This window comes from Streptomyces sp. NPDC049879 (assembly GCF_044461265.1).
GTDB lineage: Bacteria > Actinomycetota > Actinomycetes > Streptomycetales > Streptomycetaceae > Streptomyces.
Genome location: NZ_JBITKT010000003.1, coordinates 408,172 through 419,277, shown reverse-complemented (window position 1 = coordinate 419,277; position 11,106 = coordinate 408,172). Strand labels below are relative to the sequence as shown.

Below are 11,106 nucleotides of genomic sequence, written 5' to 3'. Positions count from 1 at the left end.
GACCCCTGGGAAGGACATGCTCAACAAGTACGCGCGTGCCTTTTTCACGCGTGTCCTCACGCCGTTCGCCGCCCTGCTGATCCGCCTGCGCGTGACCCCCGACATGGTCACCCTGATAGGGACGGCCGGAGTGATGGCGGGCGCGCTGGCCTTCTTCCCCAGGGGCGAGTTCTTCTGGGGCACGGTCGTTATCACGCTGTTCGTCTTCTCGGACCTCGTGGACGGCAACATGGCGCGCCAGATCGGCACGTCCAGCCGCTGGGGCGCGTTCCTCGACTCCACGCTCGACCGGGTCGCGGACGCCGCGATCTTCTCCGGCATCGCGCTGTGGTACGCGGGCCAGGGCGACAACGAGATGCTGTGCGCCGTCACCCTCTTCTGCCTCGCCAGCGGCCAGGTCGTCTCCTACACCAAGGCGCGCGGCGAGAGCATCGGCATGCCGGTGAAGGTCAACGGCCTGGTGGAACGCGCCGAGCGCCTCGTCATCACTCTCGTCCTCGCGGGCTTCGCCGGCTGGGAGCGCACGTTCGACGTGCCGCACATCGGCGTCCTCCTGCCGATCGCGCTGTGGGTCGTCGCGGCGGGCAGCCTGGTCACCCTCGTCCAGCGCATGGTCACCGTGCGCCGGGAGGCCGCCGAGGCGGACGCTGCGGAGGCGGCCGAGGCCGCGGCGAAGGGGCACGGCACCGCATGAGGGAACGCCTCTCGGACGCCCTCTACGGCCTCGGCTGGAGCGCCGTCAAACGCCTCCCGGAACCCGCCGCCATGGCGCTCGGCCGCCGCATCGCCGACACCGCGTGGCGCCGCCGGGGCAAGGGCGTCCTGCGGCTGGAGTCGAACCTCGCCCGCGTCGTCCCCGACGCGGGCCCCCACCGCCTGCGCGAGCTGTCCCGGGCCGGGATGCGCAGCTACCTGCGCTACTGGATCGAGTCCTTCCGGCTGCCCGTCTACGGCGCCGACCGGATAAGGACCGCCTTCGCGCCCGCCGACGCGCACCTGCTCACCGACGGGCTCGCCTCCGGGCGCGGCGTCGTCCTCGCCCTCCCGCACATGGGCAACTGGGACCTCGCCGGCGCCTGGGTCGTCACCGCGCTCGGCACGCCGTTCGCGACCGTGCAGGAGCGCCTGAAGCCCGAGTCGCTGTTCGACCGCTTCGTCGCCTACCGCGAGGGCCTCGGCATGCAGGTGCTGCCGCACACCGGCGGCGCCTCGTTCGGCACCCTCGCGCGGCGGCTGCGGACCGGCGGCCTCGTCTGCCTCGTCGCCGACCGCGACCTGACCCGCTCCGGCGTCGAGGTCGACTTCTTCGGCGACACCGCCAGGATGCCCGCCGGGCCCGCGCTGCTCGCCCAGCAGACCGGCGCGCTGCTCCTGCCGGTGAGCCTGTGGTACGACGACTCACCGGTCATGCAGGGACGCGTCCACCCGCCCGTCCCCGTGCCCGACACTGGTACGCGTGCGGAGAAGACCGCCGTCATGACGCAGGCCCTGGCGGACACCTTCGCCGGAGCCATCGCCGCGCACCCCGAGGACTGGCACATGCTCCAGCGGATGTGGCCGGGCGACATCCCGCCGCGTGCCGGAGCATGAGGCGGGGGCGGCGGGCGGAGCGGATGGACAGGACGGTGCGGGTGAGACGCGGGTGAGAGGGAGCACGGCATGAGGATCGGCATCGTCTGCCCGTACTCCTGGGACGTCCCGGGCGGCGTGCAGTTCCACGTCAGGGACCTGGCGGAGCACCTGATCAGACTCGGCCACACGGTCTCCGTCCTCGCGCCCGCCGACGACGACACGCCCCTGCCGCCGTACGCCGTGTGCGCCGGGCGCGCCGTGCCCGTCCCGTACAACGGGTCCGTCGCGCGGCTCAACTTCGGCTTCCTCTCCGCCGCGCGCGTCCGCCGCTGGGTGCACGAGGGCGACTTCGACGTCCTCCACGTCCACGAGCCCGCCACACCCTCCCTCGCCCTGCTGACCTGCTGGGCGGCGCGCGGCCCCATCGTCGCGACCTTCCACACGTCCAACCCGCGCTCCCGCGCCATGATCGCCGCCTACCCCATCCTCCAGCCCGCGCTGGAGAAGATCAGCGCCCGCATCGCGGTGAGCGAGTACGCCCGCCGCACGCTCGTCGAGCACCTCGGCGGCGACGCCGTCGTCATCCCGAACGGCGTGGACGTCGGCTTCTTCGCCCGCGCCGAGCCCAGGCCGGAGTGGCAGGGCGACACGATCGGCTTCATCGGCCGCATCGACGAGCCGCGCAAGGGCCTGCCCGTCCTGATGCGCGCCCTGCCCCGCATCCTCGCCGAGCGGCCCGGGGCCCGGCTCCTCGTGGCGGGCCGGGGCGACACGGAGGAGGCCGTCGCCGGGCTGCCCCGCGGGATGCGGGACCGCGTCGAGTTCCTCGGCATGATCAGCGACGAGGACAAGGCGCGGCTGCTGCGCAGCGTCGACCTGTACGTGGCGCCCAACACGGGCGGTGAGAGCTTCGGCATCATCCTGGTCGAGGCGCTGTCGGCGGGCGCGCCCGTCCTGGCCAGCGACCTGGACGCCTTCGCGCAGGTGCTCGACGGCGGCGAGGCGGGGGAGCTGTTCCCCAACGAGGACGCCGACGCGCTCGCCGCGGCGGCCGTGCGCCTGCTCGGGGCGCCCGACCGGCTCGCCGAGCTGCGCGAACGCGGCAGCGCGCACGTCCGCCGCTTCGACTGGGCCACGGTCGGCGCCGACATCCTCGCCGTCTACGAGACGGTGGCGGCCGGTGCGGGCGCCGTCGCGCCCGACGACAGGACGGGCCTGCTGGGGAGGCTCGGCTTCGCCCGCGACTGACCTGGCACTAGGGTGACCCGGCGTGACCACCGTCATCTGGATCGCCGTCGTGCTCGTCCTCTTCGCGGGCTACCTCAGCTGGACCGCCGGCCGGCTCGACCGCCTGCACGCCCGCATGGACGCCGCCCGCGCCGCCCTCGACGCCCAGCTGCTGCGCCGCGCGTCCATCGCCCAGGAAGTCGCGACCGCCGGGATCTTCGACCCCGCCGCCTCGATGGTCCTCTACCAGGCCGCGCACGGCGCCAGGCTCGCCCCGGAGGAGCAGCGCGAGGTCGCCGAGAACGAGCTCAGCCAGGCCCTGCGCGCCGTGCTCGCGGACACCACGCAGCTGCGCGTCGTACGGGACGCGCCCGGCGGCGACGACACCGCCGACGAACTGGCCGCCGCCGTCCGCCGCGTCCCCATGGCCCGCCGCTTCCACAACGACGCGGTGCGCGCCGCGCGGGCCCTGCGGCGGCACCGGATGGTCCGGTGGTTCCGGCTGGCGGGGCACGCGCCGTTCCCCATGGCGTTCGAGATGGACGACGAGCCGCCGCCCGTCCTGGTCGAGTACGCGGCCGGGCGCGTCGGTTCCTGACCGGCAGCGGTCCACCTGGGGACGATTGGCCCTTTTCCCGGAGGCCACCGCGCGGTTTCCTGGACGTGTGGCATCAGCCGTCCGCCGTTTCGCGCCCCTCGCCGGGCCCCGCGGGACGGCATCCGAACGGGCTTACGATGGAGTGACCGTCCCGTCACGTTCGCGGCCGTCCGTCCCGTTCGCACCGCCGCGCCCCTCGCAGAACACCGCCCGTACCGCCGAAACCGCCGAGTGAGGTCGAATCCGTGAGCACGTCCCCCAGCACTCCCCGTACCCCCGAGACCGGCACCGCCCGCGTCAAGCGCGGCATGGCCGAGCAGCTCAAGGGCGGGGTGATCATGGATGTCGTCACGCCCGAGCAGGCCAGGATCGCCGAGGACGCGGGCGCCGTGGCCGTCATGGCGCTGGAGCGCGTACCGGCCGACATCCGCAAGGACGGCGGCGTGGCCCGCATGTCCGACCCCGACATGATCGACGGCATCATCGAGGCCGTCTCCATCCCCGTGATGGCCAAGTCCCGCATCGGCCACCTCGTCGAGGCCCAGGTCCTCCAGGCGCTCGGCGTCGACTACATCGACGAGTCCGAGGTCCTCACCCCGGCCGACGAGGTCAACCACACCGACAAGTGGGCCTTCACCACGCCGTTCGTCTGCGGCGCCACCAACCTCGGCGAGGCCCTGCGCCGCATCGCCGAGGGCGCCGCGATGATCCGCTCCAAGGGCGAGGCGGGCACCGGCAACGTCGTCGAGGCCGTCCGCCACATGCGCCAGATCAAGGGCGACATCGGCCGCCTGCGCGCGCTCGACAACAACGAGCTGTTCGCCGCCGCCAAGGAGCTGCGCGCCCCGTACGAGCTGGTCCGCGAGGTCGCCGAGCTGGGCAAGCTGCCCGTCGTCCTCTTCTCCGCCGGCGGCGTGGCCACCCCCGCCGACGCCGCGCTGATGCGCCAGTTGGGCGCCGAGGGCGTCTTCGTCGGCTCCGGCATCTTCAAGTCCGGCGACCCGGCCAAGCGCGCCGCCGCCATCGTCAAGGCCACGACCTTCTTCGACGACCCGAAGGTGATCGCCGACGTCTCGCGCGGCCTCGGCGAGGCCATGGTCGGCATCAACATCGACGTCCTGCCCGAGGGTGAGCGCTACGCCACCCGCGGCTGGTGAGGGGAAGCCCGCGCACGTGACCGAGCCCGCCACCGCCACCGCCACGTCCGCCGCCGCGGGGCCCGTCGTCGGCGTCCTCGCACTCCAGGGGGACGTCCGCGAGCACTTCGCCGCCCTGGCCGCCGCCGGGGCCGAGCCCCGGCAGGTCCGCAGGCCCGATGAACTCGCCGCCGTGGACGCCCTGGTGATCCCGGGCGGCGAGTCCACCACCATCTCCAAGCTCGCCGCCGCCTTCGGCCTCCTCGAACCGCTGCGCGAGCGCGTACGGGCCGGGATGCCCGTGTACGGCTCCTGCGCCGGGATGATCATGCTCGCCGACAAGATCCTCGACCCGCGTTCGGGCCAGGAGACCGTCGGCGGCATCGACATGATCGTGCGGCGCAACGCCTTCGGGCGGCAGAACGAGTCGTTCGAGGCCGCGGTGGAGGTGGCGGGCGTGCCGGGCGGGCCGGTCGAGGGCGTCTTCATCCGGGCGCCCTGGGTCGAGTCCACCGGCGCCGCGGCCGAGGTGCTCGCCGAGCACGAGGGCCACCCGGTGGCCGTGCGGCAGGGGAACCTGCTCGCCACCGCGTTCCACCCCGAGCTGACCGGCGACCACCGGGTGCACCGGCTGTTCGTCGGGATGGTCGGACGCGCGGCGGGCGCCGACGGTGCGTGACCCGCGGTAGCGGGCTGCCGGTAGGATCACCACGTCGGTTGAAGTACTCGGTGACATCGAAGGAGCAGCGCTGTGTCCGGCCACTCCAAGTGGGCAACCACCAAGCACAAGAAGGCCGTGATCGATGCCAAGCGCGGCAAGCTGTTCGCGAAGCTGATCAAGAACATCGAGGTCGCGGCCCGCACGGGCGGCGGTGACCCGGACGGCAACCCCACCCTCTACGACGCCATCCAGAAGGCCAAGCGCAGCTCCGTCCCGAACACGAACATCGACCGCGCCGTCAAGCGCGGCGCGGGACTCGAGGCCGGCGGCGCCGACTACCAGGCGATCACGTACGAGGGCTACGGGCCCAACGGCGTCGCGGTCCTCGTCGAGTGCCTCACCGACAACCGCAACCGCGCCGCCTCCGACGTCCGGGTCGCCATGACCCGCAACGGCGGCTCGATGGCCGACCCCGGCTCGGTCTCGTACCTCTTCAACCGCAAGGGCGTCGTCCTCGTCCCAAAGAACGGCCTCGCCGAGGACGACGTGCTCGGCGCCGTGCTCGACGCGGGCGCCGAGGAGGTCAACGACCTGGGCGACTCGTTCGAGGTCGTCAGCGAGGCAGGCGACCTGGTCGCCGTCCGCACCGCGCTGCAGGAGGCCGGTATCGACTACGACTCGGCCGAGGCGAGCTTCGTCCCCACCATGCAGGTCGAGCTGGACGAGGACGGCGCGCGCAAGATCTTCCGCCTGATCGACGCCCTGGAGGACAGCGACGACGTGCAGAACGTCTTCGCCAACTTCGACGTCACCGACGAGATCATGGCCAAGGTCGAGGCCTGACCCACCCCGCCGCGGCGCCGGTCACGCGCCGCTGCCCGGCGTTGTCAGTGCGGGCCGGTAGCCTGCCGGGCAGACCGGCCGGAGGAGCCGGACGGACCGGTCGCGACCTGGCCGGAACGGGCGAACGAGGGAGGCCGTCGGTGCGCGTGCTCGGCGTGGATCCAGGACTGACCCGCTGCGGCATCGGCGTCGTCGACGGCCTCGCGGGCCGCCGGCTCAGCATGGTCGGCGTGGGCGTGGTGCGCACCCCGGCCGACCTCGACACGGCACGGCGCCTCGTCCTCGTCGAGCGCGGCATAGAGGAGTGGCTGGACACCCACCGGCCCGAAGCGGTCGCCGTGGAGCGGGTGTTCAGCCAGCACAACGTCCGCACCGTCATGGGCACCGCCCAGGCGAGCGCCGTCGCGATGCTCTGCGCGGCCCGGCGCGGCCTGCCCGTCGCCCTCCACACCCCCAGCGAGGTCAAGGCCGCCGTCACCGGCTCGGGCCGCGCCGACAAGGACCAGGTGGGCGCGATGGTCACCCGCCTGCTGCGGCTCGACGCGCCCCCCAAGCCCGCCGACGCGGCCGACGCCCTCGCCCTCGCCATCTGCCACCTGTGGCGGGCTCCGGCGGTCTCCCGCCTCCAACAGGCCCACGCCGCCGCCCGCCGCGCCACGGCCCCCGCTCGGAAGGGCACCCTCCCGTCATGATCGCCTTCGTCTCAGGACCGGTCGCCGCCCTGGCCCCCGACACCGCCGTGGTGGAGGTCGGCGGCATCGGCGTCGCCGTGCACTGCACCCCCGGCACCCTCGCCGGACTCCGCGCGGGCGAACAGGCCAGGCTCGCCACCTCCCTCGTCGTCCGCGAGGACTCGCTCACCCTCTACGGCTTCGCCGACGAGGACGAGCGCCAGGTCTTCGAACTCCTCCAGACCGCCAGCGGCGTCGGCCCCCGGCTCGCCCAGGCCATGCTCGCCGTCCACAGCCCCGACGCGCTGCGGCGCGCGGTCGCCACCGGGGACGAGAAGGCGCTCACCGCCGTCCCCGGCATCGGCAAGAAGGGCGCCCAGAAGCTCCTGCTCGACCTCAAGGACCGGCTCGGCGCACCGGTCGGCACCCACCCGGCCGGTCTGCCCGCCCAGGCCCCGGCGGGCTGGCGCGACCAGCTGCTCGACGCGCTCGTCGGCCTCGGCTACGCCCAGCGCGAGGCCGACCGGGCCGTCACCGCCGTCACCCCCGACGCCGAGGCCGTCACGGCGGCGGGCGGCCAGCCGTCCGTCCCGTCCCTGCTGCGCGCCGCCCTCCAGACCCTCAACCGCGCCCGCTGACCCGCACACCCACCCCCCAGGAGGCGATCCCCGTGACCCGGGACGAGTACGCGACCGAGGACGAGGACCGTCTCGTCCGGTCGGCTGCGGACGGGGACGACCTCGCCGTCGAAGCGGCCCTGCGCCCCCGGGACCTCGGCGAGTTCATCGGCCAGGGCCGGGTCCGCGAGCAGCTCGACCTCGTCCTGCGCGCCGCGCGCGCCCGGGGCGCCACCGCCGACCACGTCCTGCTGTCCGGGGCGCCAGGACTCGGCAAGACGACGCTCTCCATGATCATCGCGGCCGAGATGAACGCGCCCATCCGCATCACCTCCGGCCCGGCCATCCAGCACGCCGGGGACCTGGCCTCGATCCTCTCCTCGCTCACCGAGGGCGAGGTCCTCTTCCTCGACGAGATCCACCGCATGTCGCGTCCCGCCGAGGAAATGCTCTACATGGCGATGGAGGACTTCCGGGTCGACGTGGTCGTCGGCAAGGGCCCGGGGGCCACGGCCATTCCGCTGGAACTGCCGCCGTTCACCCTCGTCGGGGCCACGACCAGGGCGGGACTGCTGCCGCCCCCGCTGCGCGACAGGTTCGGTTTCACCGGGCACATGGAGTTCTACGACACCGCGGAACTCGAACGCGTCATCCACCGCTCCGCGGGACTCCTCGACGTCCGGATCACCGAGGGCGGCGCCGCCGAGATCGCGGGCCGCTCCCGCGGCACCCCCCGCATCGCCAACCGGCTGCTGCGCCGCGTCCGCGACTACGCCCAGGTCAGGGCCGACGGCGTGATCACCGAGGACGCCGCCACCCGCGCCCTCGCGGTCTACGAGGTGGACGAGCGCGGCCTCGACCGCCTCGACCGCGCCGTGCTGCACGCGCTGCTGCACCTCTTCGGCGGCGGGCCCGTGGGCCTGTCCACGCTGTCCGTCGCGGTCGGCGAGGAGCGTGAGACAGTGGAAGAGGTCGCCGAGCCGTTCCTCGTCCGCGAGGGACTGCTGGCCCGCACCCCCAGGGGGCGGGTCGCCACTCCGGCGGCCTGGCGGCACATGGGCCTGGAACCACCGGTTCCCGGCGGCGGGAACGGCGGACAAGAAGGATTGTTCGGACCGTGACACCGTCGGATTTCGCCGTACCGGAACTCGGATAGCATCCTGGACGTTGTTCCGGCGGCGAAGCCTCGCCTAGACTCCGCCGATGCCATCCACTGCACAGGACGGCATGCCCACCCCCCATAGCCGGACCGCGTCAGCGGCCATGCGAAGGAAATTCCTGCATCGTGGATATCGCGATTTTGTTCCCCCTCATTATGATCGTCGGCGTCATCTTCATGATGCAGCGCGGCACGAAAGCCCGGCAGCGCCAGTTCATGGAGATGCGGAACGCGATGGAGCCCGGCGCCGGTGTCCGCACGGCCGGCGGTCTGTACGCGCAGATCAAGGAGGTCCGCGAGGACACGCTGCTCCTGGAGATCACCCCCGGCGTGCACGCCGTCTACGCCAAGGGGTCCGTCGCCGCCGTGCTCGACGCGGAGGAGTACGAGCGCATCGTCAACGACGAGCCGGCCTACGACGCCGACGACGCCCCCCTCGTCCCCGACGACGCCTCCTCGCTGACCGAGGACTCCGCCGCCGACGACGCCGACCCGGCCCCCGCCGCCGGTGACCGGCGCGTGGACCTCGGCAAGTCCGAGACCGAGGAGACGGCCGCCCGCGCGGACGACGACAGCGAGCACGGACCCAAGTCCTGACGACGACGGCACGGTCCGTTCGTCAGTCACCCCGCTGAGCCGCGCGGCGATCCCCCTGGCGCGGTCGTTGGACAGAGAGAAGACGACAAGGTGGCGACACCGAAGAAGGGCGTCAGGCCCTCCCCGAGGAAAAGGGGCTCCGCCTCCCGTGGTGCCCACGGGCACCCGGGCAGGTCCCTGCTGTTCGTGCTCCTGGCGATCGTGGCGCTCACCGGGGGCATGTTCCTCTCCGGTCACACCACGCCGCGCCTGGGCATCGACCTCGCCGGCGGCACGAGCATCACGCTCGAGGCCCGCTCCGAGGACGGTGGCGAAGCGATCAACACGACCAACATGAACACCGCCGTCAACATCATCGAGCGCCGGGTCAACGGCCTCGGTGTCTCGGAGGCGGAGGTCCAGACCCAGGGCGATCGCAACATCATCGTCAACATCCCCAAGGGTGCGGACGAGCAGCAGGCGCGGGAGCAGGTCGGCACCACGGCGCAGCTCGGCTTCCGGCCGGTCATGACCGCCGTCCCCGCCCAGGCGGTGCCGGACGGCAGCGAGTCCCCGGCGCCCGAGGAGGGCTCGGAGGACCCGGCCGAGGAGCCGACGGACGACCCCTCCGCCGACACCCCCTCCGACGACCCTTCCGCCGAGACCGGTGACGAGGGCGCGGCGGACGAGGGCGCCACCGGGGAGGAGGCCACCGACGAGGGTGCCGCGGACGAGGGCGGCGCGAGCGACGAGGAGTCGCCCGACGCCCAGGGCATGCCGGCCCCCGGCGGCGCCACCACCGCGAACGCCGCGAGCTTCGCGTCCTACCGCACCGACGAGGGCGACACCGAGGCCCCCGCCGCCGAGGAGACGCCCGCCGAGGAGGCCCCGGCCGACGGCGCGACCGAGGACGGCGACGCCGCGGCCGCCGCGGCGGCCGACGTCCAGGCCCAGCTCGACGCGCTCGACTGCTCCACCCCCGAGTCCCGGCTCGAGGCGGACCGGACGGCCGCCGCCGCGGAGGACGGCGACAGCATCATCACCTGTGACTCCGAGGGCCAGTGGAAGTACGCCCTCGGCCCGGTCGCCGTCCCCGGCACCGACATCGAGGACTCCAGCGCCGTCTTCGACACCCAGCGCGGCCAGGGCTGGATCGTGCAGATGCGGTTCACCGACGCGGGCGCCGACAAGTTCGGCGACGTGACCGGCCAGCTCGCGAGCCAGCCGCAGCCGCAGAACCAGTTCGCGATCGTGCTCGACGGCGAGGTCGTCTCCGCGCCCAGCGTCTCCACGCGCCTCGGCGGCGGCAGCGCCGAGATCTCCGGCAGCTTCACGCAGGAGTCCGCCGAGGACCTGTCCAACATGCTCCGCTACGGCGCCCTGCCGCTGAGCTTCGACGAGGCCAGCGTCTCGACCGTCTCCCCGACGCTCGGTGGCGAGCAGCTGCGCGCCGGTCTGATCGCCGGCGCCATCGGCCTCGCGCTGGTCGTGCTGTACATGCTGGTCTACTACCGCGGCCTCGCCCTGATCGCCTTCGCGAGCCTCGCGGTCTCCAGCATCTTCACCTACACGATCATGGCCCTGCTCGGCCCGGCCATCGGCTTCGCGCTGAACCTCCCGGCCGTCTGCGGTGCGATCGTCGCCATCGGCATCACGGCGGACTCGTTCATCGTCTACTTCGAACGGATCAGGGACGAGGTCCGCGAGGGACGCACGCTGCGGCCCGCCGTCGAACGGGCCTGGCCCCGCGCCCGGCGCACCATCCTCGTCTCCGACTTCGTGTCGTTCCTCGCCGCCGCGGTCCTGTTCGTGGTCACGGTCGGCAAGGTGCAGGGCTTCGCGTTCACGCTCGGCCTGACGACGGCGCTCGACGTCGCGGTGGTCTTCCTCTTCACGAAGCCGCTGATGACGCTCCTGGCCCGCCGGAAGTTCTTCTCCTCGGGCCACTCGTGGTCCGGTCTCGACCCGAAGCGGCTCGGCGCCAGGCCGCCCCTGCGCCGCACCGGCCGGCCCGCCCCCGTCCCGTCCGACCCGAAGGAGGCGTGA

12 protein-coding genes are annotated in these 11,106 nt (G+C 73.2%); all 12 read left to right on the top strand.

What is annotated here, in order from left to right:
* Nucleotides 1–16: 16 nt before the first annotated feature.
* The 12 genes from pgsA (at nt 17) to secD (ending at nt 11,106) form a co-directional block, all read left to right on the top strand.
* Nucleotides 17–694 carry a phosphatidylinositol phosphate synthase gene (gene pgsA, locus ACIBPC_RS12830; RefSeq protein WP_362967363.1) on the top strand — a complete coding sequence of 226 codons (678 nt, stop codon included), beginning with the start codon at nt 17–19 and terminating at the stop codon, nt 692–694.
* The gene (locus ACIBPC_RS12825) at nt 691–1,590 is read left to right on the top strand and encodes a phosphatidylinositol mannoside acyltransferase (protein WP_362967360.1); all 900 of its coding nucleotides are present in this window, start codon (nt 691–693) and stop codon (nt 1,588–1,590) included. The genes pgsA and ACIBPC_RS12825 overlap by 4 nt, the downstream gene beginning before the upstream one ends.
* Nucleotides 1,591–1,659: 69 nt before the next feature.
* On the top strand, nt 1,660–2,820 hold the full coding sequence (locus tag ACIBPC_RS12820; RefSeq protein WP_362967358.1) for a glycosyltransferase family 4 protein: 1,161 nt from the start codon (nt 1,660–1,662) through the stop codon (nt 2,818–2,820).
* Nucleotides 2,821–2,842: 22 nt separating this feature from the next.
* Entirely contained in the window at nt 2,843–3,397 is a 555-nt protein-coding gene (locus tag ACIBPC_RS12815) for a hypothetical protein (protein ID WP_362967356.1), read from the top strand.
* A 245-nt stretch (nt 3,398–3,642) separates the two neighbouring features.
* Nucleotides 3,643–4,554 (top strand): pyridoxal 5'-phosphate synthase lyase subunit PdxS, encoded by a 912-nt coding sequence (gene pdxS, locus ACIBPC_RS12810; RefSeq protein ID WP_362967354.1) that lies wholly within the window; start codon nt 3,643–3,645, stop codon nt 4,552–4,554.
* Between the two features lie 16 nt (nt 4,555–4,570).
* Nucleotides 4,571–5,212 carry a pyridoxal 5'-phosphate synthase glutaminase subunit PdxT gene (gene pdxT / locus ACIBPC_RS12805; RefSeq protein ID WP_362967352.1) on the top strand — a complete coding sequence of 214 codons (642 nt, stop codon included), beginning with the start codon at nt 4,571–4,573 and terminating at the stop codon, nt 5,210–5,212.
* A gap of 72 nt (nt 5,213–5,284) precedes the next feature.
* Nucleotides 5,285–6,037, top strand: a complete 753-nt coding sequence (locus ACIBPC_RS12800) for a YebC/PmpR family DNA-binding transcriptional regulator (RefSeq protein WP_362967350.1) — start codon at nt 5,285–5,287, stop codon at nt 6,035–6,037.
* A gap of 140 nt (nt 6,038–6,177) precedes the next feature.
* Nucleotides 6,178–6,729 carry a crossover junction endodeoxyribonuclease RuvC gene (gene ruvC, locus ACIBPC_RS12795; protein ID WP_362967348.1) on the top strand — a complete coding sequence of 184 codons (552 nt, stop codon included), beginning with the start codon at nt 6,178–6,180 and terminating at the stop codon, nt 6,727–6,729.
* On the top strand, nt 6,726–7,346 hold the full coding sequence (ruvA, locus tag ACIBPC_RS12790) for a Holliday junction branch migration protein RuvA (RefSeq protein WP_362967345.1): 621 nt from the start codon (nt 6,726–6,728) through the stop codon (nt 7,344–7,346). The genes ruvC and ruvA overlap by 4 nt, the downstream gene beginning before the upstream one ends.
* A 32-nt stretch (nt 7,347–7,378) precedes the next feature.
* Nucleotides 7,379–8,446: a Holliday junction branch migration DNA helicase RuvB gene (gene ruvB / locus ACIBPC_RS12785; protein ID WP_362967343.1), complete on the top strand. Its 1,068-nt coding sequence runs from the start codon at nt 7,379–7,381 to the stop codon at nt 8,444–8,446.
* A gap of 164 nt (nt 8,447–8,610) precedes the next feature.
* Nucleotides 8,611–9,081 carry a preprotein translocase subunit YajC gene (gene yajC, locus ACIBPC_RS12780; RefSeq protein WP_362967341.1) on the top strand — a complete coding sequence of 157 codons (471 nt, stop codon included), beginning with the start codon at nt 8,611–8,613 and terminating at the stop codon, nt 9,079–9,081.
* 90 nt (nt 9,082–9,171) lie between these two features.
* Complete coding sequence (gene secD, locus ACIBPC_RS12775; RefSeq protein WP_398843621.1) at nt 9,172–11,106, top strand: protein translocase subunit SecD; 1,935 nt, start codon at nt 9,172–9,174, stop codon at nt 11,104–11,106.